The sequence below is a fragment of the Paraburkholderia sp. MM5477-R1 genome (assembly GCF_050436385.1).
Taxonomy (GTDB): Bacteria; Pseudomonadota; Gammaproteobacteria; order Burkholderiales; family Burkholderiaceae; genus Paraburkholderia; species Paraburkholderia tuberum.
This window is the reverse complement of the sequence record NZ_JBNDMC010000003.1, coordinates 385,166-411,420: the sequence shown is the minus strand read 5'-3', so window position 1 is coordinate 411,420 and position 26,255 is coordinate 385,166. Positions and strand designations below refer to the sequence as shown.

The following is a 26,255-nucleotide window of genomic DNA, read 5'->3' as shown; positions in this document are numbered from 1 at the left end:
AACCGATCCTTTTTTCTCGCCACACGCGGCGCCGTCATGGCGCGGGCTGCTTGCTGCGCGAGCGCGCCAGTTCGAGGTCCTCGCACAGTTGCCGCGCGCCTTGCGCGATGCGCGGCGCGGGGCGATTGATCAGATCGCCGTCGATCGCAAACAGGTTGTTGTTCGCGACGGCCGCGAGGCCCGGCCATGCGCGCCATGTGCCGAGTTGCGGCAGCATCGTGTCGGGCCGCGTCGCGCCGGGCGCGGCGGTGACGATCGCCTGCGGATTCGCCGCGAGCACCGCTTCGATCGACACGGTCGGCACGAGCGGCTGCAGGTCCGCGAACACATTGCGGCCGCCGCATAGCGTGATCACGTCGCTGATCATGTGCTCGCCGTTGAGCGTCATCAGCGGCCGGTCCCATACCTGATAGAAGACGCTGACGGCCGGGCGGTTCGCATACCGCGCGCGCAGACGGGCGATGTCGTCGCGGAAGGCGGCCGCCGCCGCATCCGCGCTCGCCGATGTGCCGAGCAGCCGGCCGAGCTTGGTCAGCGACACGGCGATATCGTCGAGACGGCGCGGCTCGCTGAAAAAGAGCGGCACGTGTAGCTCGCGCAAGCGTTCGAGCTGGCGCTGCGCGTTGCCGTGCCGCCACACGACGATCAGGTCCGGTTTCAGCGCGACGATGCGTTCGAGGTCGAGCGCCTTGTTGTCGCCGACGCGCGGGAGTTGCTTCGCTTCGGGCGGATAGTCGCTGTAGGACACGGCGCCGACCATCTTCGGGCCGCCGCCTGCGGCGTACAGCAATTCGGTCACGTGCGGGGCGAGGCTGATCACGCGCTGCGCGGGCGCGGCGAGCGTGAGGGTCGCGCCGCTGTCGTCGGTGACGGTGATCGCGGCGTGCGCGCTCAGTGCGGTCAGCGCGAGCGCTGCGGCGCCGAACCAATCGATGAAGCGGTGCGCGGGCGGGGCAAAGCGGATGGAACGTGCAAAGCGGATCATCGGACGAGGGCGGATCACGAAGCGTTGAGCGGCTTGGGTGCGAAGGTCACTGCGCTAACTCGACCGCGCGGTATCGATCGAGTCAACCGCCTGTTGCAACTGTTGCTCGAAGCGGGTCCATTCGGCTTCGTCGCCCGGCAGCCCGAAGCGCACACTGGCCGATGGCACCCGAAGCGATGGCGGAAAAAGACGCGTCCACACGCCGCGCCGCGCGAGCGCTTCATGCAACGCGGCGGCGCGCGCATCGTCGGTCCATGCGAAGAGCGGCGTGCCGCGTGTCGCGAAACCGTGCGCATGCAACAGCCCGGCAAGCCGCGCGCTGTCGCCGATGAGCCGCTCACGCATCCGCGTTTGCCACGCGGCATCGTCGAACGCGGCGCTCACCGCATGACGCGCGGGACCGCTGACGGTCCACGCCCCCAGCCTGTCGCGCAACGCGGTGAGCAATGCGGGCGCGCCCAGCACGAAGCCGGCGCGCACACCCGCGAGCCCGAAGAACTTGCCGGGCGAGCGCAACACGACGAGCCCGTCCCGGTGCGTATGCGCCGCCAGCGACGCGACCCGCGCGGCCGGCAGCGTATCGGCGAACGCTTCGTCGACGAGCAGCGTGCCGCCGCGTTCGCGCAGCTGCGCGTGCCAGTGCAGCAGCCTGGCGGCATCGATATGCGTGGCGGTCGGATTGTCGGGGTTGACGATCGCGACGTGCGTGAGCGCGGCGGGCAGCGTGTCGCGATGCACGTCGAGCGGCGCGACCGCGTGTCCGGCGCGTGCGAACGCGGGCGCGTACTCGCCGTAGGTCAGCGGCGCGATGCCGACCGTCGCGGGCGACAGCAACGCGGGCAGCGCGCGAATCGCCGCCTGGCTGCCGGCGACGGGCAGCACGTGCGCGGCATCGGGCGCGCCGTAGTAGCGCGCGGCCCGCTCGGCGAAGCCGTCGCCTTCGTCGGGCAAACGGCGCCACGCGTCGGCGGGCAGCGGCGGCACCGGATAGCCGTGCGGATTGACGCCCGTCGACAGATCGAGCCACTGCGCGTACGCAATGCCGTAGCGCGCCGCCGCTTCGTGCAGGTTGCCGCCGTGCGCGATCGGGCCGCTTGCGGCGTGCTCGCGCGGTTGCGTCCAGTCGGTCATGCGCTCATCCCATCGCTACGCGCGTCGTTCCGCTCAGCCATGAAACGGCACGCTCAACAACGCCAGCACGATCAGCACGGCCAGCCAGAGAATCACCGTGCGTTCGACCAGCATCAACGCGGCGCCCACATGACGCGCCTCGGCGGGACGCCCGAAGCCCAGTGTCGGCCGGTGCTCGAGCGTGCCGTGATACACGGCCGGCCCGCCGATCAGCACGTTCAGGCTGCCGGCGCCGGCGGCCATCACCGGGCCCGCGTTCGGGCTGTCCCAGCGCGGCGCCTGCTCGCGCCAGCAGCGCCAGGCGGTCAGCGTGTCGCCGAGCAGCGCGTAGCTCGTGGCAGTCAGGCGCGCGGGAATCCAGTTCAGCACGTCGTCGATGCGCGCGGCGGCCCAGCCGAAGCGCAGATAGCGCGGCGTGCGATAACCCCACATCGCGTCGAGCGTATTGGCGAGGCGAAAGCCGAGCGCGCCAGGCCCGCCCGCGAGCGCGAACCAGAACAGCGCGCCGAAGATCGCGTCGTTGCCGTTTTCGAGCGCCGATTCGATCGCGGCGCGCGCGAGCGCGGCCTCGTTCGACTGCGCGGTGTCGCGCGAGACGATCCGTGCGGTCAACTCACGTGCCGTGGCCAGATCGCGTTGGCCGAGCGCCCGCGCGATCGGCGCGATGTGATCGCGCAGGCTGCGCGCGCCGAGCGCGAACCACAGCAGCGCGACATGCAGCGCGCAGGCCGCGAACAACGGCAGCACGGCGACGAGCCACCACGCGATCAACACCGGCGGCAGAACCGCGAGCGCCCATGCGAGCAGGCCCTTGAGCCGCAGACGCCGGTCGTGATTGAAGCGCGCCTCGATGCGCGCCGCCCAGTTGCCGAACCCGACCAGCGGATGCCGGCGGCTCGGCTCGCCGAACCAGCGATCGACGGCGACGCCCGCGACCGCGAGCGTCGCGACCAGCGGCATGGTCAGCGGCGGCATCACACGCGGCTCGCGCTTTTCAGCGCGAGCGGCAGTCCCGCGACCATCAGCGTGGCCACGCTGCTCAACGCGGCGATGCGCTGATTCAAGCGCCCGAGTTCGTCGACGTAAAGACGCGTGGCTTCGCCGAGCGGCACGACGCCGAGGCCGATCTCGTTGCTGACGACGATGATCTTGCCGCGCGCGCCGGCGAGCGCCGCTTCGAACGCGGCGGCCTGCTCGTAGTAGTGCGACAGCGGCGCCGCCGCGCCGTCGGCGGGACATAGCAGGTTTGCGAGCCACAGCGTCAGGCAGTCGATCAGCAGACACCGGCCCGGCGCGTCGTGTTGCGCGAGCGCGCCGGCGAGGTCGTCGTCCGCCTCGACGAGCCCCCAATGCGCGGGCCGCCGCTCGCGATGATGCGCAATGCGCGCGTTGAATTCGGCGTCGTCGGTAACGCGGGCGGTGGCGATGTAGGTGACGGGGAAGGCGCTGTCGCTGGCGAGCCGCTCGGCATGCGCGCTCTTGCCCGAGCGGGCGCCGCCGAGGACGAAGGTGAGGTCGCGGGGAGTCATCCTATGATTGTACCGGCGCGATGGGATAATGCCGCTCGATTGCATTGCAACGCCACTGTCCATCTTCCACCTGCACCGCCGTGACCCGAATGACCATTCCTCCCGACACCCTGCCCGTGCCGCGCGGCACGCTGATGATCCAGGGCACCACGTCCGACGCGGGCAAGAGCACGCTGGTTGCGGGACTGTGCCGCCTCGCGCGGCGCGCGGGTGCGCGGGTCGCGCCGTTCAAGCCGCAGAACATGGCGTTGAACAGCGCGGTGACCGTCGACGGCGGCGAGATCGGCCGCGCGCAGGCATTGCAGGCGCTCGCCGCGGGCATCGACGCGCACACCGATCTGAACCCGGTGCTGCTGAAGCCGACCAGCGATCGCGGCGCTCAGGTGATCATCCACGGCAAGGCGCGCATCAATCTCGACGCGCGCGCGTATCACGACTACAAGCCAGTCGCGTTCGAGGCGGTGCTGGAGTCGTATGCGCGGCTGCGCGCGTCGTACGACACGATTTTCGTCGAAGGCGCGGGCAGTCCGGCCGAGATCAATCTGCGCGAGCGCGACATCGCGAACATGGGTTTCGCGGAGGCGGTCGACTGCCCGGTCGTGCTGGTCGCCGACATCGATCGCGGCGGCGTGTTCGCGCACCTGACCGGCACGCTCGCGTGTCTGTCCGACAGCGAGCAGGCGCGCGTGCGCGGCTTCATCATCAACCGCTTTCGCGGCGACATCGGTCTGCTGAAGCCCGGGCTCGACTGGCTGGAAGCGAAGACCGGCAAGCCGGTGCTCGGTGTCGTGCCGTATCTGCATGGCCTGACGCTCGACGCCGAGGACATGCTGCCGCCCGAGCTGCGCGCGGCGGCGAGCGTTGATTCGCGCCGTCTGCTGCGCGTGGTCGTGCCGGTGCTGCCGCACATCAGCAATCACACCGACTTCGACGCGTTGCGCGCGCATCCGCAGGTCGATTTTCACTATGTGCGCGCGGGTACGCCGCCGCCGGCCGCCGATCTGATCATCCTGCCGGGCTCGAAGAACGTGCCGGACGACCTCGCGTTTCTACGCGCACAGGGCTGGGACGACGTGCTGGCGCGGCATCTGCGCTACGGCGGCCGCGTGATCGGCATTTGCGGCGGCATGCAGATGCTCGGCCGCGAGATCGCCGATCCGCATGGCGTCGAGGGCGCGCCGGGCACCTTCGCGGGCTTCGGCTGGCTCGACTATGCGACCGTGCTCACGCGCGACAAGACACTGAAGAATGTGACCGGGCGCCTGGCGCTGCCCGGCACGCCGGACGTCGCCGGCTACGAGATTCATATGGGCGAGACGCGCGGGCCGGCATTGGACACGCCGGCGCTGCGACTCGACCACGCTGGCCCGCACGAGGGCGGCGCGGACTTTGGCCGTCCCGATGGCGCGATGTCCGCCGATGGCCAGATTCTCACGACCTACGTGCATGGCCTGTTCGACACGCCGGCCGCGTGCGCGGCGCTGCTCGCATGGGCGGGTTTGAGCGATGCCGAAGCGCTCGACTATCCGGCGTTGCGCGAGGCGTCGCTGGAGCGGCTGGCCGATACGCTGGCCGGGCACGTCGATATGCGCAGGCTGTTCGCGGCGCTGGGGTGACGCTCTGCGCCGGCCTCCTTCATCGGAGTGAACGCAATTGCTGCTCGCGCGGTTCGCTCAGTACAACACCATCTGCGTGCAACGAAACAGCGCGATGGTCTTACCATCCGGACCGGTGACCGTCGCGTCCCAGACCTGCGTGCTGCGCCCAAGGTGCACACCCTTGGCGACCGCGCGGATCGTGCCCTGCGTCGCGGTGCCGAGGAAGTTGCTCTTCAGCTCGATCGTCGTGAAGTTGCGCGAGTTTTCGGGCAGATGCGCGATGCACGCGTAGCCGCACGCGGTGTCGGCGAGGCCGATCACCGTGGCCGCGTGCAGGAAGCCGTTCGGCGCGAGCAGCGCCTCGCGCACGGTCAGTTCGGCGACCAGCGTGCCCTGGTCCACGGTCAGCACGCGCAGGCCCAGCAGGTCCGGCAGCGTGCCCTTCTGGCGCTCCAGCAGGCGTTCGACGGTGTATTCCGGGCGCAGTTTGCTCATGAGATTCAGGTCCTTGTCGAAAAAAACGGCGCGTTGGAGCGGCCGATTCGCGATGCGGGGGCTTCGGCCACGCTGAATTTGTCGATATTATCAACGCCTGGACCGGCGGGCGTCCCTGGAAACCGAACTTCGAACGGCAGCGATCGTGGAGCCCGCCGGCGCCGGTCACAGCGGATCGGCGGGGACGGAGCAATAGCGCGGCAAACCGGCTGGCGGTGTCCAGCCTTCTTTCCGGGAGATTTCATGTCGGTGATCGTGGTGGCGAATCCGAAGGGCGGCGTGGGCAAGAGCACGCTATCGACCAATCTGGCCGGCTATTTCGCCGCGGCGGGCGAATGGGTCGCGCTGGCCGACCTCGACAAGCAGCACTCCGCGCATGCGTGGCTCGAATTACGGCCCGCCACGCTGCCGAACATCGAAACCTGGGAGGTCAATCCCGACACGCCGGCCAAGCCGCCGAAAGGCCTCGAGCACGCGGTCGTCGACACGCCGGCCGGCCTGCACGGCAATCGCCTGAACATCGCGCTCGATCTCGCCGACAAGGTGATCGTGCCGTTGCAGCCGTCGCTGTTCGATATTCTCGCGACCCAGGAATTTCTCGAGCGGCTGGCGAAGGAAAAGGCGGTCAGGAAGGGCGCGATCGAGGTCGGCGTGGTCGGCATGCGCGTCGATGCGCGCACGCGCTCGGCCGAGCAGCTGCATCGCTTCGTCGAGGGATTGAAGCTGCCGGTGCTCGGTTTTCTGCGCGACACGCAGAACTACGTGCAGCTCGCGGCGCACGGCCTGACGCTGTGGGACGTCGCGAAAAGCCGTGTGGAGAAGGATCTGGAGCAGTGGCAGCCGATCGTCGAGTGGACGAACGGCGCGGGGAAGAAGGGCTGAGGCGGGGGCTGCCCGCCATCAGTCAAGCGTCAAGCTGAGCTTCGCTCAGCTCCAGGCCTGCGTGGGCACGTGGTCGCGGCTGCCCTTGATCTTGTTGTTTTCATCGACGAACACGAGGTCCGGCTTCCAGCCCGCCTTCAGCTCCGCCTCGTCGACCACCGCGAACGCCGCGATGATGACCAGATCGCCGAGCTGCGCGCGACGCGCGGCCGAGCCGTTCAGCGAAATCATGCCGCTGCCGCGCTCGCCCTTGATCGCGTACGTCGAGAAGCGCTCGCCGTTGTTGATGTTCCAGATGTCGATACGCTCGTTTTCGACGATGTTCGCCGCTTCGAGCAGATCTTCGTCGATCGCGCACGAGCCCTCGTAGTGGAGCTCGCAGTGCGTGACCGCGACGCGGTGAATCTTCGACTTCAGCATATTGCGTTGCATGATCAATCCAATCCTGTGTGACTGCGCAGTGTAACTGTGTTCGCGCGGGCGGTTGCGGCGTCAGATTTCGAGATTGTCGATGAGCCGGGTCGCGCCGAGCTTCGCGGCGGCCAGCACCACGAGCGGTGCGCTGGCGTCCTGCGCGCCGGGCGCGATCAGGTTCGAGCGCTTGCAAATCGCGATGTAATCGGGATTCCAGCCGCGCGCCGCGAGCGTCGCTTTGGCCGACTCTTCGAGTTTCGCGAAGTCGCGCTCGCCCGCGAGCACCGCGTCGCGCACCCGATTGAGTTCGGCGGCCAGCATCGGCGCCTCGGCGCGTTCGGCGGCCGAAAGGAACCGGTTGCGCGAGCTGAGCGCGAGGCCGTCGGTGTCGCGCACGGTTTCGGCGGCGACGATGTCGGTCGGCAGCGCGAACTGGTGGCACATCTGGCGCACGATCATCAACTGCTGGTAATCCTTCTTGCCGAACACCGCGACGCGCGGCTGCACGCACGACATCAGCTTCATCACGACCGTGCACACACCGTGGAAGAAACCGGGGCGGAATTCGCCCTCGAGGATGTCGCCGAGATCGTGCGGCGGATGCACGCGGTATTCCTGCGGCTCCGGATACATGTCCCTTTCGGTCGGCGCGAACAGCACGTAGACCCCTTCCTTTTGCAGCTTCTCGATATCGGCTTCGAGCGTGCGCGGATATTTGTCGAAATCCTCGTTCGGGCCGAACTGCAGGCGGTTGACGAAGATGCTCGCCACGACCGGGTCGCCGTGCTGGCGCGCGAGGCGCATCAGCGACAGATGGCCCTCGTGCAGGTTGCCCATCGTCGGCACGAAGGCCGTGCGATTCTGGCCGCGCAACTGGTCGCGCAATTCATGGATCGAGCTGATGACTTTCATGATCGGACAGGGATAGGCTCGCGCGGCGCGCGATCCGGTTGGCGCGACACCTGGCGGAATCGCGCGGCTCATCGCCTCACCGGCAAATGACGGGTTCGGAGCGCGGATTGTAGTGGATTTGGGCAGCGGACGCACCGAAACGCGGCGGCACTTCCGAGCGGGGCGCGGCGCGCTTGCCGCGCACTCCCCGCTGAGGCCCGCCAGGCATCGCTGCGACGGTGTTCGTAGCGAGATTTCCACGGTCCGGCCGCGGTCCGGCCGTCAAGCGGCCGTCATTCAGCGCTCAGGCCGGTAGATACGCCAGCCGCACGTAAATCGGCGCGAACGGCTCCGCCTGGGTGATTTCGACGAGCGATTCACGGCACAGCTCGAGCACGGCGATGAAATTCACGATGACGACCGGCACGCCGCGGCTCGTGTCGAACAGATCGGAAAACTCGATGAAGCGCGCATTCTGCAACTGCCGCAGGATCAGGCTCATGTGCTCGCGCACCGACAACTCCTCGCGCGAAATCTTGTGATGCTGGACCAGCTTCGCGCGCTTGATCACGTCGGCCCACGCGGCGCGCAGGTCGTCGCTGTTCACGTCCGGGAAGCGCGGGGCGACACTCTGCTCGATGTAGACCTCGGCGCGCAGGAAATCGCGCCCAAGCTGCGGCAACTGGTCGATGCGTTGCGCGGCGAGCTTCATCTGCTCGTATTCGAGCAGGCGGCGCACCAGTTCGGCGCGCGGGTCTTCGGCTTCCTCGCCGGTGTCGGCCTTCTTGACCGGCAGCAGCATGCGCGACTTGATTTCGATCAGCATCGCGGCCATCAGCAGATACTCGGACGCGAGTTCGAGATTGGTCTTGCGCAGTTGCTCGACGTAGCCGAGATATTGCACGGTGACATCCGCCATCGGGATGTCGAGCACGTTGAAGTTCTGCTTGCGGATCAGGTACAGCAGCAGGTCGAGCGGCCCCTCGAAGGTCTCGAGGAATACCTCGAGCGCGTCCGGAGGGATGTACAGGTCGTTCGGCAGCTTGAACAGCGGCTCGCCGTACAGACGCGCGAACGCGACGCCGTCGACCGTGTCGGGCGTCGAATCGGTGGCGGGCGTGGAAAGCGCGGTGTCGGACGGTGCCGGCGCTGGGCCGTGAACCGGGCCGTGAACCGGGCCGTGTATCGGGCCGTGTATCGGGCCGTGAAGCGGACCATGCACCTCGTCAGCGTGACTCATCGTCGGCGTGACTGGGGAGCTTAGAAGTTCTGGTAGTACGAGTAAGGCGTCTGCTCCACGCGCGAAGTTTTCTGCTCGGCGCGCTCTTCCAGATCGATCGGCTGTTTGTCCCACAGCAGTGCGCGGCCTTTGCGTTGCTCGGCCTCCAGATTGGGCTTCTGTTGCTTGAGCTGGTTCAGGAACTGGGTGATGTCCGATTGATACATGGCTCGACGTCCGTGGTGGGTAGGGTGGCGGCTCTCGGGCTGGCCGCTGCGCGGTGCCGCGGGGAGGGCGCCGTCGTCCGCGATTTTACCGCATGCGTCGCGGGCGGTCGAAAATCGCCGCGGGCCGCCCATTTTTGAGATGAAGCGCGGAGCTCCGCCAGGGGCACGAGACAGGCCGATCGGGGTCGCGTTGTGGTCAAATAGCATGCCTCGATCGGATGCGCGGCCGGGGCGCGAGAATTCACTCATTGAGGCCGGAGGTCCTGTTTGGCGGGAGGTACGATCGACATGCCGCGTGCGTTGCGCGGCGAGACCGGCCAGGCGCGCGGGCGCGCGCGTGAGCGCGAGGCGCTCGCGCGGTGCTGGCTGCGTGTGTCGCTCGCCATCGGCCTCGGCCTCCTGATGTTGCTGCTCGCCGCGGGCAAGGCTCAAGCGGCGAGCAAGGCACCGAGCTACAAGGTCGAGGTGGTCGCCGAGCCGCGCGCGCTGCGCCGGCTGCTCGAACAGCACCTCGATATCTCGCGTTTCGCGAAGCGGCCCGACGTCACCGACGACCAGTTCTCGTTCCTGATCACCGCGACGCCACAGCAGGTGCGCGATCTCGCCGCGACGCAGGGCTATTTCTCGCCGCTCGTCAGCACCGACGTGCGCACCGTCGACAATCTGCGGCAGGTCACCGTGCGCGTGGAGCCGGGCCCGCAGACCAAGGTCACGTCGGTCGATCTGTCGTTTCGCGGCGCGGTGCTGACCGAAGACCCATCGCGCGAAAACGCGACGCGCTTCGCGTTCTCGCTGCACGAGGGCCAGCCGTTCTCGCAGGGCGCCTGGGACGACGCGAAGAACGCGTCGCTGCACGAGCTGCAATCGCGCCGCTACCTCGCCGCGAAGATCTACCACTCGGAGGCGCTGATCGATCCGCGCACGCACACGGCGAAGCTGTCGGTGATCTACGACAGCGGGCCGACCTTCACGATGGGCCAGCTCGACGTGCAGGGCACGAAGCGCTATCCGGAGCGCATCGTCCACAACGTCAATCCGATCTCGCCGGGCGAGATCTACGACACGCGCACTGTCGCCGAACTGCAGCGGCAACTGCAGAACACGCCGTACTTCGCGAGCGTCGCGATCGACCTCGACGACAACCCCGCCAAGCCGCTCGACACGCCGGTGCACGTGAAGGTGTCGGAGTTTCCGTATCACAGCTTCCGCGGCGGCGTCGGCTATTCGACCGACAACGGCCCGCTCGTGCAGGGCGGCTACACGTATCTGAACACGTTCGGCGCGGCGTGGCCGTTCACCGTCGAGGGCCGCGCCGACAAGACGCAGCAATACGGGCAGATCCAGCTGTCGATGCCGCCGGGCCAGCACGGGTGGACCAATAGCGCGCTCGCGTCGTACACGACCACCGACGTCTCCGACACGCGCATCTACAGCATCCGCGGCGGCGTGCAGCGCTCGCGCACGTCGCAGTTCCTCGACTACAGCTATTCGCTGCTGTTCTACGACGATCAGCTCGACCAGAACGCGGCGCCGCCGACCCGCGCGCACGCGCTGGTGCCGGGGTGGTCGTGGACGCGGCGCGACACCGACGACCCGCTGTTCCCGCGCCGCGGCAACCTGATCCACGTCGAGGCGGGCTTCGCGGTGAAAGGTCTGCTCGCCGACCAGTCGTTCATCCGCGGCTACGCGCGCGGCCAGCAGTATTTCCCGATCGGCGTCGACGACATCGTGCTGATCCGCGCCGAACTCGGCGGCGTATTCACGAGCGGCAGCTCGAGCGGCATTCCGGCGTCGCTGCTGTTCCGCGCTGGCGGCTCGAACTCGGTGCGCGGCTACGGCTTCCAGAGCATCGGTAACAACGTCGCCGGCTCGATCCTGCCGACCAAGTACCTGCTGACGAGCGCGGCCGAATACCAGCACTGGTTCTCGCACAACTGGGGCGCGGCCGTGTTCTTCGACATCGGCACCGCGACCGACACCTGGGGCGAAAAAGTTTTCTATCCGGGCGCCGGCGTCGGCGCGCGCTGGCGCAGCCCGGTCGGCCCGGTCAATCTCGATGTCGCTTACGGGATCCGCGATAACCGGGTGCGGCCGTATATCACGCTCGGCATCGCGTTCTGACGTTTTGACGACAACCCACTATCTTATTTGCCACCGTATTCACGCATGACCACCGACGTCACCGCCCCGCCCCCCGCGCAGCCGCCCGGCGCCATGCCGCCAGGACCGCCGGATGGGCAGCAGCCGCCCGACACGCCGCCGCCGAAGCGGCGCTGGGGCCGGCTGCTGCTGAAGTCGGTCGCGGGCACGGTGGTCATGCTGGTACTGCTCGCCGCACTCGCGGTCGGTCTGCTGTACGGGGCGCTGACGACCGAGCGCGGCACCGCGTACGCGTGGCACGCGGCCGTGAAGCTGCTCGGCGGCCGGCTCGCCGGCACGCTCGACGGCGGCACGCTCGCGCGCGGCGTGCAACTGCGCGACGTGCGCTGGCGCAGCCTCGACGGCAGCGGCACCGACATCGAGATCGACCGCATCGCGGGCAGCTGGGCGCTCGCGCGCGAGCCGTGGCGGTTCACGATCGACTACCTGCACGTCGGCACGATCGAGGCGCGCGTCGGCCCGTCGTCGTCGAGCACCAGCGAGCCGCTGAGCTTGCCGCAGGATCTGCAGCTACCGATGCAGCTGGAGATCCGCGACGTGCAGGTCGAGCGGCTGCTGCTGCACCAGGGCGCGTCGACGACGGAGCTGTCCGGCTTCGCGTTTCATGGGCGCAGCGACGGGCGTCATCACGAGGCCGCGATCGATCGGCTCGATACGCCGTTCGGCGCGCTGACGGCAGCGGCGAAACTCGATGGCGTGCGGCCGTTTCCGCTCACCGGCGAAGTCGGTTATGCGGGCAAGGTCAACGATGAAGCGGTGCAGGTGGCCGGCCACCTGAGCGGCACGCTCGAGCAGCTCGTCGCCGAGCTCGATGCGAGCGGCATGAAGCTCGCCGGCCACGCGCGGGTCGAAGCGGCGCCGTTCGCCGCGGTGCCGTTGCAGCGCGCGACGCTGAGCTTCGATCATGTGAATCCGCAGGCTTTCGCGCCAGGTGCGCCGCTGGCCGATCTGGCGGTGCGCGCGGAGCTGCAGCCGGTCGAGCAGGGCGCGGCGACCGCCCCTGGCACAGCCAGCGCGGCGAAACCGTCGGCCGCCAGCCATCCGCACCACCTCTTCGGCGACCACCACGCGCCGGCCAAACCGGCGGCGGGTTTCGCCGTCGCCGGCCATGTCTCGATCGTCAACGCGAAACCCGGCGCAATCGACCAGAAACTGCTGCCGCTGATCGATGCGAACGCCGACGTGCGCCTCGACGCCCACACGCAGAGCATCTCGAACCTGAACGTGCGGCTCGTGCGCAACGCGACGCTCACCGGCGGCGGTGCGCTGAGCGGCCGGCACGGCCGGCTCGATCTGAGCGTCGCGCGGCTCGACCTGAACGCGCTGCAGGCGACCGTGCGGCCGACGCAGCTGTCCGGCCCGATCGGCATCCGCCTGAACGACGACATCCAGACCCTGACGCTCGATCTCGCCGACCCCGCCGCGGCGCTGCGCGCCCAGGGCAAGATTACGTTCGATCCCGCACGCATCAGCTTCAACGACGTGCGCGTCACGTCGGGCCGTGGCCGCATCGATCTATCGGGCGCGCTGAAGCACGATGAGAACTCGACCTACAACCTGAAGGCGCAACTGACCGATTTCGATCCGCTGTCGCTGACCTCGCAGATGCCCGCCCGCACGCCTGTCACGACATCCGGCGCGTCCGCCGCGAGTGGCGCGCAACGCGAGCGGCAAGCGCAAGCCGCGGCGCTCGTGGGCAGCACGGCCGGCGCGAAGAGCGCGGCGCCCGGCGATCAGGCCGCCGCCATCGCGAAGAACACCGCGCAGGCCGCGGCGCAGACCGAAGTGCTCGAGCGCAGGACGCCACCGCCCGCGCATCGCGCGGGCCCTGCGCCACGCGCAGCCGCGCATGCAGGTCCGCCAGCGCGCAGGATCGAGGCGCGCGTGAACGCCACGGTCACGGCAGCAGGTGTGCTCGCGCCGGTCTTCACGACGCGCGCCGAATTCACGCTCGGTCCCAGCGTCTACAACGACCTGCCGCTCACGGGCGGCGGCATGATCCAGTTGGCCGGCTCGCGAATCCTGCCGAGCCACGCGAATCTTTCGGTGGCGGGCAACCGGGTGAATCTGCAAGGCAGCTTCGGCGCGGCCGGCGACCGGCTGCGCTTCGGCATCGACGCGCCGCAGCTCGATCGGCTCGGCTTCGGCCTCGCGGGCGCGGTCGCCGCGGACGGCGACGTTACCGGCTCGTTCGCGCATCCGAACGTCACGCTGAATTACAAGGCCGACAGCGTCGTGTTCGCGAGCAACCGCATCGGCCATGCGGAAGGCCACGCCGAGTTGCGCGACGGCGCGAACGGCGCGCTCGCGTTCACGACCGACGCGCGCAATGTCAACGCGGGCGGTGTCGACCTCGCCACGCTGACCGCCCGCCTGTCCGGCACACGCGCGAACCACACGCTTGAAGCCGCCGCGACCGGCAAGCTGCAGGACCGACCGCTCGATCTGACGCTCGCCGCCAACGGCAAGCTGACCGACACGCGCGACGGCTCGCGCTGGGACGGCACCGTCACGCGTCTGCAAAATCGCGGCACGCCGGCGCTCAATCTCGAATCGCCGCTCGCGCTCAGCGCCGGGCCGGGGCACCTCACGCTCGGCGCGACGCGCCTGACGATCGAAGGCTCGGTGCTGACCCTGAAGTCATTCGCGTTCGATCACGGCCGCATCCAGTCAGCCGGCAGCCTGACCGATGCGTCGCTCGCGCACTTGCAGGAGCTGCGTCACCAGATCACCGGCGAGCCGCCCGCCGTGCGCACCGACCTCGTGTTCGACGGCGACTGGGACTTCTCGCTCGGCGCGACGGCGAGCGGCCACATCGAGCTGCGCCGGCGCAGCGGCGACGTCACGGTCGAGATCGGCCGCGGGCTCTCGTCGATGGGCATTGGCGACATCCGCGCGCGCGCCGAATTCACCGGCGGCAACCGGCTCAATGCGACCGTGCATGCGCAGGCGAGCCGCGTCGGCGTGATCGATGCCGACGCGCACACGCCGCTCGTGCTGCGCGACGGCATGTTGAGCGTCGATCCGCAAAGCGCGCTGTCGGGCAACGTGAACGCGAACGTGCCGTCGCTGCGCACGACGGGCGGCCTGCTCGGCCCCGGCTATCTGCTCGACGGCCATCTCGCGCTGAAGCTCGCGCTCGGCGGCACGGTCGCGAAACCGAACGTGACCGGCTCGCTGACCGGCGACGGTCTGTCCGCGACGGTCGTGAGCCAGGGCGTGCAACTGAAGGATGGGGTCGTGCGCATCGCGCTGTCGCAGAACATGGTGGACTTCCAGCAGGTCGAGTTCCACGGCGCGAGCGGCACGCTGCGCGCGACTGGGCACGTGCGTCTCGACAGCCCGGAGCCCGACATGACCGCGAGCATCGTCGCGGACAAGCTCGATGTGTTCGCGTCGCCGGACCGCCATCTGTCGCTGTCGGGCAGTGCGAACATCTCGAACGGCGGCGTGGAGCGCGGCCCCGTGATCGACGGCAAGTTCGTGGTCGACAGCGCGCGGTTCGATCTGCCCGAGCAGGCCGCGCCGAGCCTCGGCGACGACGTCGTGATCATCCGCCCGGACGGCACGCGCTCGGGCGGCCGGCCGCCTCCGAGCGAAGGCGGCCAGCCGCCGGCGAGCCCGTTCGCGCCACGCGCGAACATCGAGATCGGCCTCGGCAACGACTTCCGCTTCCGTGGGAAGGGCGCCGATCTCGGCCTCGCCGGCACGATCACCGCGACGAGCGCGCCGAATACGCCGCTGCGCGCGGTCGGCAACGTGCGCGTCACGCCGGGTTCGACCTACACCGAATTCGGCCGCAAGCTCGCGATCGAGAACGGCTTCTTCACGTTCAACGGGCCGGTCACGAATCCGGGCATCAACATTCTCGCGATGCGCCGCAACCAGCAGGTCGAGGCCGGCGTACAGGTAACGGGCACGCTGCAGGCGCCGGTCGCGCGGCTCGTGTCGGAGCCAAGCGTGCCGGACAACGAAAAACTGTCGTGGCTGCTGTTCGGCCACGGCACCGACCAGGGCAACAACCTCGGCCAGCAGAGCACGATGACGACCGCGCTCGCGCTGCTCGGCAGCGCGACGGGTCAGCGGATCGCGCAGACCGTCGGGCTCGACGAGTTTTCGATCGGCCGCAGCGACGTCGGCCTGACCGATCCGCAAGTCGTGATGGTGTCGAAGGCGATCAACGAGCGGCTCGTGATCGGCTACGAGCAGGGGTTGCAGTCGGCGAGCAATGCGATCAAGGCGACGATCAATCTGACGCGATACTGGTCGCTGGTCGTGTATGGCGGCACGTTCTATGGCGCCGACGTGCTGTACACGCGGCGCTTCGACCGGATCTCGTGGTGATGCGGGCAACATAAAAAAACGGCACGCCTGGAAGCGTGCCGTTTTCGTCATACCTGCCTGCGGCGAGGTGGGGCGAGGCGCCCAAAGGCGCCGCGCGTTACTTCACGCGCATGCCGGGCTTCGCGCCGCTATGCGGCTCGAGCACGTAGAGGCCCGGTTCGGCCTTCTCGTCCGCCGCCGATGCCGCCAGCACCATGCCCTCGGACATGCCGAACTTCATCTTGCGCGGCGCCAGGTTCGCGACCATCACGGTCAGCTTGCCGATCAGCTGCTCCGGCTGATACGCGGACTTGATGCCCGAGAACACGTTGCGGGTCTTCTCTTCGCCGACGTCGAGCGTCAGTTGCAGCAGCTTGTCCGAGCCTTCCACCGCCTTGCAGTCGACGATCTTCGCGATGCGCAGATCGACCTTCGCGAAGTCGTCGATCGTGATGATGCCGGCCTCTTCTTCCTTCGCGGCGACGGCCTTGGCGTGGGCCTTCGCCTTGGCCTTCGCGTCGGCCGGCGCCGCTTCCGGCGTGGCCTGCAGCGAGTCGCGATTGGCCGCGAGCAGCGCCTCGATCTGCTTCGGATCGACGCGCGTCATCAGATGCTTGTACGCGTTGATCGGGCGCGCCGAGCTGAGCGGCACGGTGGCGTCGGCCCACACGAGCGGCTCGATGCCGAGGAAAGCCTCGACCGCTTCGGCGAGCTTCGGTAGCACCGGCTTCAGGGCCAGCGACAGCAGACGGAACGCCTCGATGCTGACGCTGCAGGTCTCGTGCAGCGCGACCGCGTTGGCCGGGTCTTTCGCCTGATCCCAGGGCTTGGCGGTATCGACGTAGGCGTTGACCGAGTCGGCGAGCTCCATGGTCTGACGCAGCGCGCGGCTGTACTCGCGCGCCTCGTAGTGCGCGGCGATCTGCGGCAGCGCCGCGCGCAGCGTGCCGAGCAGCGGATGATGCATCGCGCTGTCCTGCACGCGGCCGTCGAAGCGCTTGATCAGGAAGCCGGCCGCGCGGCTCGCGATGTTCACGTACTTGCCGACCAGATCGCTGTTCACGCGCGCCTGGAAGTCGTCGAGATTCAGGTCGAGGTCTTCCATCGTGCTGTTCAGCTTGGCCGCGAAGTAGTAGCGCAGCCATTCCGGGTTCAGGCCGGTGTCGATCACGCTTTGCGCGGTGATGAAGGTGCCGCGCGACTTCGACATCTTCGCGCCGTCGACCGTCAAAAAGCCGTGCGCGAACACGTTGGTCGGCGTGCGATGGCCCGAGAACTCGAGCATCGCGGGCCAGAACAGCGTGTGGAAATACAGGATGTCCTTGCCGATGAAGTGGTACTGCTCGGCCGTCGAGCCCTTGCGGACCCACGCGTCGAAGTCGAGGCCGCGTTTTTCGGCGAGGTTCCTGAAGCTCGCGTAGTAGCCGACCGGCGCGTCGAGCCACACGTAGAAATACTTACCGGGCGCGCCCGGAATCTCGAAGCCGAAGTACGGCGCATCGCGCGAGATGTCCCAGTCGGCGAGCTTGGCTTCGCCAGCGTCGCCGAGCCATTCGCGCATCTTGTTGGTCGCTTCCGGCTGCGCGAGGCCGCCGACCCAGGCGCGCAGGAAGTTCTCGCAGCGCGGATCGGACAGGCGGAAGAAGTAGTGCGTCGAGGTCTTGCGAATCGGCGTCGCGCCCGAGACGACCGAGTACGGATTGACGAGCTCGGTGGGCTGATAGGTCGAGCCGCAGACTTCGCAGCTGTCGCCGTATTGGTCTTTGGCGCCGCATTTGGGGCACTCGCCCTTGATGAAGCGGTCCGGCAGGAACATTTCCTTGACCGGGTCGTACGCCTGTTCGATCTCGCGCGCGTCGATCAGCCCCGCTTCCTTCAGCGCGAGGTAGACGTTTTCGCTGAGCACGCGGTTTTCGTCGGAGTCCGTCGAGTAGTAGTTGTCGAACGAAATGCCGAAGCTGTCGAAGTCGCGCTTGTGTTCCAGCCAGACGCGATCGATCAGCTGTTTCGGCGTCAGACCTTCCTGTTCCGCGCGCAGCATCACCGGCGTGCCGTGCGTGTCGTCTGCGCCGACGTAGTAGACCTCGTGGCCGTGCATTCGCAGCGCCCGGACCCAGATGTCCGTCTGGATATATTCGACCAGATGGCCGATATGAATCTGCCCGTTCGCATAAGGAAGGGCCGACGTGACGAGAATCTGACGGCGGCCGGGCGGCGCGCCTGCTGGGAGGTCGGTGGCGGGTGCTGACATAAGGATCGGGGGTGCCTGCGGTGGGACGAAACGGTGATTTTAGCAGGGCGCACGCCGCACGCGGACCGGGCGCGGCGGGCTGGACGCGCGGAACAGAGGGGGATGGGGGCGGGCGCTGCGGTTGGGGGACCGCCAGGAACGATGCCTGGCGAAGCGGGGTGCAAAACCGCGCGGGCAAAAAAAAACCGGGGTCGATAAACCCCGGAGCAACAACGACAAGAGGAGAATGGTGACGTGATGGCTTCGCCAGCCACGTACCGTAAAGAGAGACCGCGGATTTTCCGCAGAGTTCGAAATTTTTTCGATCCGTCGACAAACCGGTCCGGCGGCTCGTCCCGCCCGCAAGCCGGGCGCGTGCGGCTGAAGCCCGGCCGGCCCGGCGGCGCCTTCTCCTTGAGACTTGCCCTTATTGGGTCGCGTGCTGGGCCGTGGCGCGCAGATAGATCTCGACGCGACGGTTGGCCGCACGGCCGGCTTCGGTGTTGTTGTCGGCGATCGGCTGGTTCGGGCCCATGCCGGTGGCCGACAGGCGCTGCGGCGCGATGCCGCGTTGCGCCAGATAGCCGGTCACGCTCTGCGCGCGATTGACCGACAGCGTCTCGTTGTATTGCAGCGAGCCGGTGCTGTCCGTATGGCCGACGACCGACGCGACGACTTCCGGATTCTGCTGCAGCGTCTGTGCGAGCTGGTCGAGTACCGGTGCGAACGACGGCTTGATCGCGTAGCTGCTGGTGTCGAACGTGACCGAACTCGGGATGTTCAGCTTGAGCGATCCGTCAGGTTGCTCGGTGATCTGCGTGCCGGTGCCCTTGGTCGCGCCCGACATGCGGTTGCGGATGTTGTCCCAGTTGTAGCCGGTGACGCCGCCCACCGCGGCGCCGGTGGCCGCGCCGATCGCCGCGCCCTTGCCGCCGCCGAAGATCGCGCCGATCGCCGCGCCGGCACCAGCGCCCACGCCGGTGCCGACTGCTGTATTGGTGCCCTGTTGGGTTGCGCAGCCTGCCACCAGCGAGCCGGCCACGGCGAATACGGCCACGCGAGTCATGATTCTTGCATTCATTTTGGTTTCCTTTCGAGTGCGAATGAGCTAGCGGTAGCGGTCAGTCTATGCAGCGAACATTACGGCAATGCACCGACCACCCAGAAAGTTCGGGAACGATTCCTGCGCCTTGCTTCGCGCGGTCCTACAGCGAAGAAGGGTCTTAGGGCACCGTGTGCCGTCAGACACTACAATAGTGCCTGAAACACACGGTGATGCGACCCTACGGCGTCCCGCGTGCCCCGAAGGGTGCCCGGCACGTTCGATTTTCGCAATGCCGCATAACAATTTCTTGCAAATTCCGCCGCGTGGCCGATCGGTCCATCTCGCCGCGCCGCACCTCTTCCCCACGGAGTTTCAATGAGTATCGATCGGGCTTTGGTCGACGCCGCCGTCGCGGCCGTCACTGACCCCAACACGGGCGCGCCGTACGCGGCCGCGAAGAGCATCCGCAACGTGGTTGTGGAGGGCGACGCGGTCAGCCTTCAGGTGATGCTCGGCTACCCGGCGAAAAGCCAGTTCGAGGCGATCCGCCAGCGCTTCGCCGACGCGTTGCGCGCGGTGCCCGGCGTCGCGAACGTGCGCGTCGAGGTTTCGCAACAGATTGCCGCACACACCGTGCAGCGCGGCGTGAAACTGCTGCCCGGCGTGAAGAACATCGTCGCGGTTGCCTCGGGCAAGGGCGGCGTCGGCAAGAGCACGACCGCCGTGAATCTCGCGCTCGCGCTCGCGAGCGAGGGCGCGGCGGTCGGCATTCTCGACGCCGACATCTACGGCCCGTCGCTGCCCACCATGCTCGGCATCGAGGGTCGTCCCGAATCGCCCGACGACAAATCGATGAACCCGATGACCGGCCACGGCGTGCAGGCCAGCTCGATAGGTTTCCTGATCGAGGCGGACAACCCGATGGTGTGGCGCGGCCCGATGGCGACCTCGGCGCTCGAACAGCTGCTGCGCCAGACCAACTGGCACGAACTCGACTATCTGATCGTCGACATGCCGCCGGGCACCGGCGACATCCAGCTGACGCTCGCGCAGCGCGTGCCGGTTACGGGCGCCGTGATCGTCACGACGCCGCAGGACATTGCGCTGCTCGACGCGAAGAAGGGCCTCAAGATGTTCGAAAAGGTCGGCATCCCGATTCTCGGCATCGTCGAGAACATGGGCCTGCACATCTGTTCGAATTGCGGGCACGAGGAGCACATCTTCGGCGCCGGCGGCGGCGAGCGCATGGGCAAGGAGTATGGCGTCGACGTGCTCGGCAGCCTGCCGCTCGACATCACGATCCGCGAGCAGGCCGACTCGGGCCGTCCCACGGTCGTCGCGGACCCGAACGGGCGCATTGCGGAACTCTATCGCTCGATCGCGCGCAAGGTCGCGGTGCATATCGCCGAACGCGCGCGCGACATGAGCTCGAAGTTTCCGAACATCGTCGTGCAGAACACCTGAGCGGCCGTTCGGGCGAGGGATTAGGGGTGATCTCGATCCCTATTTTCACGAACTCTCGCGGTATCATGTCGACTTCACGAGTTCGGCTCGGCGGCCGCAGGGGCCGCCGCCAGGCCGACAAGAGGATCGCATGGGAAAACGAATCGACGGGCACGCGGTACATGCGTTCATCGTCCTGACTGCCGGCTGTGTGCTGTTGAGCGGCTGTGGCGTATTCCTGAGACCACAGGAAAAGCGCGCCGACGCGCAACTGCTGCCCACCGTGGGCAATCAGGCGCACGGTCTCGTGACCTTTATCGAGCGCTCGGACGGCGTCCAGGTCACCTACAATCTCACGGGCTTGCCGCCCAATAGCGACCACGCGCTGCAGGTGCACGAGCGCGGCGACTGCAACGCCGCCGACGGCTCCAGCGCCGGTCCGGTGTTTTCGCCGGCGGCCGAACGGCTCAAGGCCGGCGCGCGCGTCGAGGGCGATCTCGGCAACATCCATGCGGACGCGAACGGCGTGGCCACCGGCTTCATCGTCGCGCCGGACGTGTCGCTCGACGGCATCCGCTCGGTGCTGCAGCGCGCGGTACTGCTCCACCGCGATGCGACCGATCCCTACGCTTACCCTCAGCATGGCGCGGGCGCGGCGATCGCCTGCGGCGTGATTCGCCAGCAGTGAAGCGCGAGCGCGCTTTCGCCGCGCCCGCCCCGCAACGGCGTCGTGCCAGTCGGCGGACCCCCTTCATCGGGCGCGCCTCGCGCCATCTGCGGCAGCGTCTCCGTGATCGCGTAAAATAAGCGGCCTTTGCCGGCTGGGCGCCGCCGCCGGCCGTTTTCATCTATCTTTCGTCACACCTGATATTCACGTCGAGCAGCTCTCACCTATGACCATCAAATCTGACAAGTGGATCCGGCGCATGGCCGAGTCGCACAAGATGATCGAGCCGTTTGCGCCCGATCAGGTTCGCGTCTCCGAAGACGGCCGGAAGATTGTCAGCTACGGCACCTCGAGCTACGGCTACGACATCCGCTGCGCCGACGAATTCAAGATCTTCACCAACATCAACTCGACGATCGTCGATCCGAAGAACTTCGACGAGAAGTCGTTTGTCGATTTCAAGGGCGACGTCTGCATCATCCCGCCGAACTCGTTCGCGCTCGCGCGCACGGTCGAGTATTTCCGTATTCCGCGCAGCGTGCTGACCGTGTGCCTCGGCAAATCGACCTACGCGCGCTGCGGGATCATCGTCAACGTGACGCCGTTCGAGCCGGAATGGGAAGGCCACGTCACGCTCGAATTCTCGAATACGACACCTTTGCCTGCGAAAATTTACGCGAACGAAGGCGTCGCCCAGGTGCTGTTTTTCGAAAGCGACGAGATTTGTGAAACGTCGTACGCGGATCGCGGCGGCAAGTATCAAGGTCAGCACGGCGTCACGTTGCCAAAAACGTGACGCCGGCAGCGTCTTGACCCAACAGTTATTCGGGTGACCGCTGCGCTTTTTACGTAACGCAGCGGTCGTTTTCTTTTTGGAGAATCGCCCATGAAGTTCCGTTTCCCCGTCGTCATCATCGACGAAGATTTCCGCTCCGAGAACATCTCGGGTTCCGGCATCCGGGCTTTGGCCGAAGCCATCGAGAAAGAAGGCGCGGAAGTGCTCGGGTTGACGAGCTACGGCGATCTGACCTCGTTCGCGCAGCAGTCGAGCCGCGCGTCGTGCTTCATCCTGTCGATCGACGACGACGAGCTGCTGCCGTACGTCGATAACGTGGTCGTCGAAGGCGAGACGCCCGAGCTTGCCGCCGCGATCGTCGCGCTGCGCGCGTTCGTGACCGAAGTGCGCCGCCGCAACGCCGATATTCCGATCTTCCTGTACGGCGAAACGCGCACTTCGCGCCATCTGCCGAACGACATCCTGCGCGAGCTGCACGGCTTCATCCATATGTTCGAGGACACGCCGGAGTTCGTCGCGCGCCATATCATCCGTGAGGCGAAGGTGTATCTCGACTCGCTGGCGCCGCCGTTCTTCAAGGAACTGGTGCAGTACGCGGAAGAAGGTTCGTACTCGTGGCACTGCCCGGGGCACTCGGGCGGCGTCGCGTTCCTGAAGAGCCCGCTCGGCCAGATGTTCCACCAGTTCTTCGGCGAGAACATGCTGCGCGCCGACGTCTGCAACGCGGTCGACGAACTGGGCCAGCTGCTCGACCATACCGGTCCGGTCGCGGCCTCGGAGCGCAACGCCGCGCGCATCTTCAGCGCCGACCACGTGTTCTTCGTGACCAACGGCACCTCCACCTCGAACAAGATCGTCTGGCACGGCACGGTGGCGCCGGGCGACATCGTGCTGGTCGACCGCAACTGCCACAAGTCGATCCTGCACGCGATCACGATGACCGGCGCGATTCCCGTGTTCCTGACGCCGACCCGCAACAACTTCGGCATCATCGGCCCGATTCCGCGCAGCGAGTTCGAACCGGAGAACATCCGCAAGAAGATCGAGGCGAACCCGTTCGCGCGCGAAGCGCTCGCGAAGAACCCGAACCTGAAGCCGCGCATTCTGACGATCACGCAAAGCACCTACGACGGCGTGATCTACAACGTCGAGATGATCAAGGAGATGTTGGGCGAATGGCTCGACACGCTGCACTTCGACGAAGCGTGGCTGCCGCACGCCGAATTCCACGAGTTCTATCAGGACATGCACGCCATCGGCGCGGGCCGTCCGCGCATCGGCGCGATGGTGTACGCGACGCACTCCACGCACAAGCTGCTCGCCGGCATCTCGCAGGCGTCGCAGATCGTCGTGCAGGATTCGAAGAACAGCCGCTTCGACAAGCATCGCTTCAACGAGGCGTATCTGATGCATACGTCGACGAGCCCGCAGTACGCGATCATCGCGTCGTGCGACGTGGCCGCGGCGATGATGGAAGCGCCGGGCGGCACCGCGCTCGTCGAGGAGTCGATCGCTGAAGCGCTCGACTTCCGCCGCGCGATGACCAAGGTCGACACCGAATACGGCGACGACTGGTTCTTCAAGGTGTGGGGCCCGGACCAGTTCGCCGAGGAAGGCATCGGCTCGCGCGACGACTGGATGCTGCGTCCCAACGACGCATGGCACGGCTTTGGCCCGCTCGCCGAAGGCTTCAACATGCTCGACCCGATCAAGGCGACGATCGTCACGCCGGGTCTCGACATGGACGGCGGCTTTGGCGAAACCGGTATTCCGGCCGCGATCGTCACGAAGTACCTGGCCGAGCACGGCATCATCGTCGAGAAGACGGGCCTGTACTCGTTCTTCATCATGTTTACGATCGGCATCACGAAGGGCCGCTGGAACTCGATGGTGACCGAGCTGCAGCAGTTCAAGGACGACTACGACAACAACCAGCCGCTGTGGCGTGTGCTGCCCGAGTTCGTGCAGCATCATCCGATGTACGAGCGTGTCGGCCTGCGCGACCTGTGCCAGCAGATCCACAGCGTGTATCGCGCGAACGACATCGCGCGTCTGACGACCGAGATGTACCTGTCGAGCATGGAGCCGGCGATGAAGCCCTCCGACGCGTTCGCGAAGCTCGCGCACCGCGAGATCGATCGGGTACCGATCGACGAGCTCGAAGGCCGTGTTACGTCGATCCTGTTGACGCCGTATCCGCCGGGCATTCCGCTGCTGATTCCGGGCGAGCGTTTCAACAGGACCATCGTCAACTATCTGCGTTTCGCGCGCGAGTTCAACGAGCGCTTCCCGGGCTTCCATACGGATATCCACGGGCTCGTCGGCGAAATGGTCAACGGGCGCATCGAATACTTCGTCGATTGCGTGCGCATCTGACGATGGGGTGGGTGACGTTTCTGCCGGGCCTGGCAGCGATCGGCCGCTGGCGGCGCGGGGCCGGCGTGCTGGCCTTCGCGCTGGCGGCCGGCACGGTGGTGTTCGGCGGCATCGCGAGTCCGGCGGCGCATGCCGAGGTGGCCGCCGCCGATCCGATCGACGCGTCGATGCGCGCATGTCTCGCGCGCGCCGACATGTCGACGACGATGGGGCAGGTGCAGTGCATGGACGCTGCGCGCATCGGCTGGAAGGTCGCCGTCGACAACGCGTACCAGCAGTTGCTCGCGAAGCTGCCGCCCGCGCGGCGCAGGCTGTGGGAAAGGAGCCAGTCGAGCTGGCTCGCGTCGCGCGATGCCGAGAAGCAGTTGCTTGCCGCGGTCTTCGCCACGACCCAAGGTTCGATGTACGTGCTTTCCGAAGCCGACATGCAGCTGCAGCCGGTGCGCGACCGCGCGCTCGCGCTGCGCAGCGCGCTCGCCGATTCGAACGGTCCGGCGCCGCGCCGGCCGCGCGCCTGCAACGCCGACGCGCGTTGCGAGCACGCGATGTTCGATCTGAAGCGCTACTATCGTGTGCTCGAATCGAAGATGCCGGCGCAATCGCGGCCGACGCTCGTGCACGCGCAACGCGCGTGGAGCGCGTATCTGACGGCGTCGACGCGGCTCGTCGACGAGCACGGGCGTATCGACATCATCGGCGCGCGCGTCGCGACGATCAAACGGCTCTCCGAAACGGCCGGCAACCACTGACGGTCGCCGACCGGCGCGGCCCACCGCGCATTCAATCCCATTGATAACGGTCTTCGCGCGGCTGCGGCGCCGCGAGCGCCGGCTCGCCGAGCAGATCGCGCATCGCATCCTCGATCATCGCGGACATCGTGTTGAGCGCGAGGTCATTGTCGTCCGTGCCGAACGGTTCTTCGAGCTGCGACGCGATCGCTTCGTGCGCCATGAACGTGTACGCGACGAACACCGCGAATACCGGCGTGAAAATGCCGATGCTATTGACGAGTCCGAATGGCAGCGACGCGCAGAAGAAGTACACGGTGCGGTGGATCATCACCGAATACGCGAACGGCAGTGGCGTCGACGCGATGCGCTCGCACCCGCCGATCACATCCGACAGCCCGCTCAGATTGCGGTCGAACGCGAGCACCGCCATCGGATCGAGCGCCCCCGCGCGTGCCGCGCGCTGCACCCATTCGCCGAGGCACAGTAACAGCGCGGCTGGCTTGTAGCGCGATCCAATCACACGTTCAAACAGTGCGCGGGGCAGCCGCGCGGCAAGGTCGTCGCGCGGTTCGGTCTTGCGCAACTGATGACGCAGCGCATGCGGGAGCGCGCTCAGTATCGCCAGAAACGCGGCGGCTTCTTCTTTGGGCAACTCGCGCGACGGCAGCGTCAGCGCCTCGCGCGTCAGCGAGCGCGACTCATTGAGCAACTGCCCCCACAGCTTGCGCGCCTCCCACCAGCGGTCGTAGCTCGCGTTGTTGCGAAAGCCGAGAAACACCGCGAGCGCAATGCCGACCAGAGAGAACGGCGCGATCGAGTTCAGGTTCAGGCTGACGGGCAGCAGATGATCGTGTGCGGCGAGCGCAATGATCGAGATGAAGAAGATCAGCAGGAGCCGCGGCAGCAACTGCGGCAGCACCGAGCCGCGCCACGCGAGCAGCATGTGAAACCAGTGGAGATGCGGGCGGATGATCATGGCAAAGCGGTTCGGCCAGGAGATAGAGCGCCTATTATCGGTCGCTTTTCGCGTCCCCAAACAGGAAAACCCGCGGCGGGCGCATTGAAGACGATGCACACGCCGCGGGTTCGTTCACCGCAAGCGGATCGGGACAG

The 26,255-nt window shown here is 67.2% G+C and carries 21 protein-coding genes; 9 read left to right on the top strand and 12 right to left on the bottom strand.

Annotated features, from left to right (window positions below):
• Positions 1-34: 34 nt before the first annotated feature.
• The 4 genes from OKW35_RS05115 to cobU are packed head-to-tail and all read right to left on the bottom strand — an operon-like array spanning position 35 to position 3,645.
• Positions 35-985 carry a cobalamin-binding protein gene (locus OKW35_RS05115; protein WP_429551829.1) on the bottom strand — a complete coding sequence of 317 codons (951 nt, stop codon included), beginning with the start codon at positions 983-985 and terminating at the stop codon, positions 35-37.
• 54 nt (positions 986-1,039) lie between these two features.
• Complete coding sequence (cobD, locus tag OKW35_RS05110) at positions 1,040-2,116, bottom strand: threonine-phosphate decarboxylase CobD (protein WP_429551392.1); 1,077 nt, start codon at positions 2,114-2,116, stop codon at positions 1,040-1,042.
• Between the two features lie 33 nt (positions 2,117-2,149).
• Positions 2,150-3,091, bottom strand: a complete 942-nt coding sequence (gene cbiB, locus OKW35_RS05105; RefSeq protein ID WP_429551391.1) for an adenosylcobinamide-phosphate synthase CbiB — start codon at positions 3,089-3,091, stop codon at positions 2,150-2,152.
• Complete coding sequence (cobU, locus tag OKW35_RS05100; protein WP_429551390.1) at positions 3,091-3,645, bottom strand: bifunctional adenosylcobinamide kinase/adenosylcobinamide-phosphate guanylyltransferase; 555 nt, start codon at positions 3,643-3,645, stop codon at positions 3,091-3,093. The genes cbiB and cobU overlap by 1 nt, the downstream gene beginning before the upstream one ends.
• A gap of 89 nt (positions 3,646-3,734) precedes the next feature.
• Between cobU and OKW35_RS05095 the strand changes: the two genes are divergently transcribed.
• Complete coding sequence (locus OKW35_RS05095; protein WP_184021076.1) at positions 3,735-5,261, top strand: cobyric acid synthase; 1,527 nt, start codon at positions 3,735-3,737, stop codon at positions 5,259-5,261.
• Between the two features lie 57 nt (positions 5,262-5,318).
• Here the strand turns inward: OKW35_RS05095 and OKW35_RS05090 are convergent, their stop codons facing one another.
• Entirely contained in the window at positions 5,319-5,738 is a 420-nt protein-coding gene (locus tag OKW35_RS05090) for a PaaI family thioesterase (RefSeq protein WP_090803438.1), read from the bottom strand.
• A 243-nt stretch (positions 5,739-5,981) separates the two neighbouring features.
• Here OKW35_RS05090 and OKW35_RS05085 point away from each other — a divergent pair, with 243 nt between their 5' ends.
• Positions 5,982-6,620: a ParA family protein gene (locus tag OKW35_RS05085; protein ID WP_184059634.1), complete on the top strand. Its 639-nt coding sequence runs from the start codon at positions 5,982-5,984 to the stop codon at positions 6,618-6,620.
• A gap of 45 nt (positions 6,621-6,665) precedes the next feature.
• Here OKW35_RS05085 and panD read toward each other — a convergent pair whose 3' ends face one another.
• The 4 genes from panD to OKW35_RS05065 all read right to left on the bottom strand — a co-directional run bounded on the left by panD (position 6,666) and on the right by OKW35_RS05065 (position 9,371).
• Positions 6,666-7,052, bottom strand: a complete 387-nt coding sequence (gene panD, locus OKW35_RS05080) for an aspartate 1-decarboxylase (protein ID WP_018431692.1) — start codon at positions 7,050-7,052, stop codon at positions 6,666-6,668.
• A gap of 60 nt (positions 7,053-7,112) precedes the next feature.
• The gene (gene panC, locus OKW35_RS05075; protein WP_429551389.1) at positions 7,113-7,946 is read right to left on the bottom strand and encodes a pantoate--beta-alanine ligase; all 834 of its coding nucleotides are present in this window, start codon (positions 7,944-7,946) and stop codon (positions 7,113-7,115) included.
• 283 nt (positions 7,947-8,229) lie between these two features.
• Positions 8,230-9,165, bottom strand: coding sequence for a segregation and condensation protein A (locus OKW35_RS05070; RefSeq protein WP_221307657.1), 936 nt, complete (start codon positions 9,163-9,165; stop codon positions 8,230-8,232).
• A gap of 20 nt (positions 9,166-9,185) precedes the next feature.
• Positions 9,186-9,371 (bottom strand): DUF3460 family protein, encoded by a 186-nt coding sequence (locus tag OKW35_RS05065; protein WP_090803441.1) that lies wholly within the window; start codon positions 9,369-9,371, stop codon positions 9,186-9,188.
• Between the two features lie 267 nt (positions 9,372-9,638).
• Here OKW35_RS05065 and OKW35_RS05060 point away from each other — a divergent pair, with 267 nt between their 5' ends.
• Both OKW35_RS05060 and OKW35_RS05055 read left to right on the top strand, forming a co-directional pair.
• Positions 9,639-11,492 (top strand): autotransporter assembly complex protein TamA, encoded by a 1,854-nt coding sequence (locus tag OKW35_RS05060; protein WP_429551388.1) that lies wholly within the window; start codon positions 9,639-9,641, stop codon positions 11,490-11,492.
• 45 nt (positions 11,493-11,537) lie between these two features.
• The gene (locus OKW35_RS05055; RefSeq protein WP_429551387.1) at positions 11,538-15,875 is read left to right on the top strand and encodes a translocation/assembly module TamB domain-containing protein; all 4,338 of its coding nucleotides are present in this window, start codon (positions 11,538-11,540) and stop codon (positions 15,873-15,875) included.
• A gap of 97 nt (positions 15,876-15,972) precedes the next feature.
• Here OKW35_RS05055 and metG read toward each other — a convergent pair whose 3' ends face one another.
• Positions 15,973-18,105 carry a methionine--tRNA ligase gene (gene metG / locus OKW35_RS05050; RefSeq protein ID WP_429335912.1) on the bottom strand — a complete coding sequence of 711 codons (2,133 nt, stop codon included), beginning with the start codon at positions 18,103-18,105 and terminating at the stop codon, positions 15,973-15,975.
• Between the two features lie 406 nt (positions 18,106-18,511).
• Entirely contained in the window at positions 18,512-19,165 is a 654-nt protein-coding gene (locus tag OKW35_RS05045) for an OmpA family protein (protein WP_184059624.1), read from the bottom strand.
• A 339-nt stretch (positions 19,166-19,504) separates the two neighbouring features.
• Between OKW35_RS05045 and apbC the strand changes: the two genes are divergently transcribed.
• From apbC to OKW35_RS05020, 5 genes are all read left to right on the top strand, one after another.
• Positions 19,505-20,593 carry an iron-sulfur cluster carrier protein ApbC gene (gene apbC, locus OKW35_RS05040; RefSeq protein ID WP_429491280.1) on the top strand — a complete coding sequence of 363 codons (1,089 nt, stop codon included), beginning with the start codon at positions 19,505-19,507 and terminating at the stop codon, positions 20,591-20,593.
• A 130-nt stretch (positions 20,594-20,723) separates the two neighbouring features.
• Positions 20,724-21,260 (top strand): superoxide dismutase family protein, encoded by a 537-nt coding sequence (locus OKW35_RS05035; protein WP_090803451.1) that lies wholly within the window; start codon positions 20,724-20,726, stop codon positions 21,258-21,260.
• Positions 21,261-21,465: 205 nt separating this feature from the next.
• Positions 21,466-22,035 (top strand): dCTP deaminase, encoded by a 570-nt coding sequence (dcd, locus tag OKW35_RS05030; RefSeq protein WP_008924193.1) that lies wholly within the window; start codon positions 21,466-21,468, stop codon positions 22,033-22,035.
• Between the two features lie 90 nt (positions 22,036-22,125).
• The gene (locus OKW35_RS05025; RefSeq protein WP_018419715.1) at positions 22,126-24,411 is read left to right on the top strand and encodes an arginine/lysine/ornithine decarboxylase; all 2,286 of its coding nucleotides are present in this window, start codon (positions 22,126-22,128) and stop codon (positions 24,409-24,411) included.
• Positions 24,412-24,413: 2 nt separating this feature from the next.
• Positions 24,414-25,160, top strand: coding sequence for a lysozyme inhibitor LprI family protein (locus OKW35_RS05020; RefSeq protein ID WP_429408469.1), 747 nt, complete (start codon positions 24,414-24,416; stop codon positions 25,158-25,160).
• A gap of 31 nt (positions 25,161-25,191) precedes the next feature.
• On the opposite strand, the gene OKW35_RS05015 is transcribed toward OKW35_RS05020, so the two are convergent.
• The gene (locus tag OKW35_RS05015) at positions 25,192-26,118 is read right to left on the bottom strand and encodes a bestrophin family protein (RefSeq protein WP_429551386.1); all 927 of its coding nucleotides are present in this window, start codon (positions 26,116-26,118) and stop codon (positions 25,192-25,194) included.
• Positions 26,119-26,255 lie beyond the last annotated feature (137 nt).

What these genes read in the sequence shown, in the direction of transcription:
- OKW35_RS05045 (WP_184059624.1), bottom strand. Translation starts at nt 19,165, where the DNA reads ATGAATGCAAGAATCATGACTCGCGTGGCCGTATTCGCCGTGGCCGGC.
- OKW35_RS05070 (WP_221307657.1), bottom strand. Translation starts at nt 9,165, where the DNA reads ATGAGTCACGCTGACGAGGTGCATGGTCCGCTTCACGGCCCGATACAC.
- cobU (WP_429551390.1), bottom strand. Translation starts at nt 3,645, where the DNA reads ATGACTCCCCGCGACCTCACCTTCGTCCTCGGCGGCGCCCGCTCGGGC.
- cobD (WP_429551392.1), bottom strand. Translation starts at nt 2,116, where the DNA reads ATGACCGACTGGACGCAACCGCGCGAGCACGCCGCAAGCGGCCCGATC.
- OKW35_RS05035 (WP_090803451.1), top strand. Translation starts at nt 20,724, where the DNA reads ATGGGAAAACGAATCGACGGGCACGCGGTACATGCGTTCATCGTCCTG.
- panC (WP_429551389.1), bottom strand. Translation starts at nt 7,946, where the DNA reads ATGAAAGTCATCAGCTCGATCCATGAATTGCGCGACCAGTTGCGCGGC.
- panD (WP_018431692.1), bottom strand. Translation starts at nt 7,052, where the DNA reads ATGCAACGCAATATGCTGAAGTCGAAGATTCACCGCGTCGCGGTCACG.
- OKW35_RS05090 (WP_090803438.1), bottom strand. Translation starts at nt 5,738, where the DNA reads ATGAGCAAACTGCGCCCGGAATACACCGTCGAACGCCTGCTGGAGCGC.
- OKW35_RS05065 (WP_090803441.1), bottom strand. Translation starts at nt 9,371, where the DNA reads ATGTATCAATCGGACATCACCCAGTTCCTGAACCAGCTCAAGCAACAG.
- OKW35_RS05015 (WP_429551386.1), bottom strand. Translation starts at nt 26,118, where the DNA reads ATGATCATCCGCCCGCATCTCCACTGGTTTCACATGCTGCTCGCGTGG.
- apbC (WP_429491280.1), top strand. Translation starts at nt 19,505, where the DNA reads ATGAGTATCGATCGGGCTTTGGTCGACGCCGCCGTCGCGGCCGTCACT.
- OKW35_RS05025 (WP_018419715.1), top strand. Translation starts at nt 22,126, where the DNA reads ATGAAGTTCCGTTTCCCCGTCGTCATCATCGACGAAGATTTCCGCTCC.
- OKW35_RS05055 (WP_429551387.1), top strand. Translation starts at nt 11,538, where the DNA reads ATGACCACCGACGTCACCGCCCCGCCCCCCGCGCAGCCGCCCGGCGCC.
- OKW35_RS05115 (WP_429551829.1), bottom strand. Translation starts at nt 985, where the DNA reads ATGATCCGCTTTGCACGTTCCATCCGCTTTGCCCCGCCCGCGCACCGC.
- OKW35_RS05085 (WP_184059634.1), top strand. Translation starts at nt 5,982, where the DNA reads ATGTCGGTGATCGTGGTGGCGAATCCGAAGGGCGGCGTGGGCAAGAGC.
- cbiB (WP_429551391.1), bottom strand. Translation starts at nt 3,091, where the DNA reads ATGCCGCCGCTGACCATGCCGCTGGTCGCGACGCTCGCGGTCGCGGGC.
- metG (WP_429335912.1), bottom strand. Translation starts at nt 18,105, where the DNA reads ATGTCAGCACCCGCCACCGACCTCCCAGCAGGCGCGCCGCCCGGCCGC.
- OKW35_RS05020 (WP_429408469.1), top strand. Translation starts at nt 24,414, where the DNA reads ATGGGGTGGGTGACGTTTCTGCCGGGCCTGGCAGCGATCGGCCGCTGG.
- dcd (WP_008924193.1), top strand. Translation starts at nt 21,466, where the DNA reads ATGACCATCAAATCTGACAAGTGGATCCGGCGCATGGCCGAGTCGCAC.
- OKW35_RS05095 (WP_184021076.1), top strand. Translation starts at nt 3,735, where the DNA reads ATGACCATTCCTCCCGACACCCTGCCCGTGCCGCGCGGCACGCTGATG.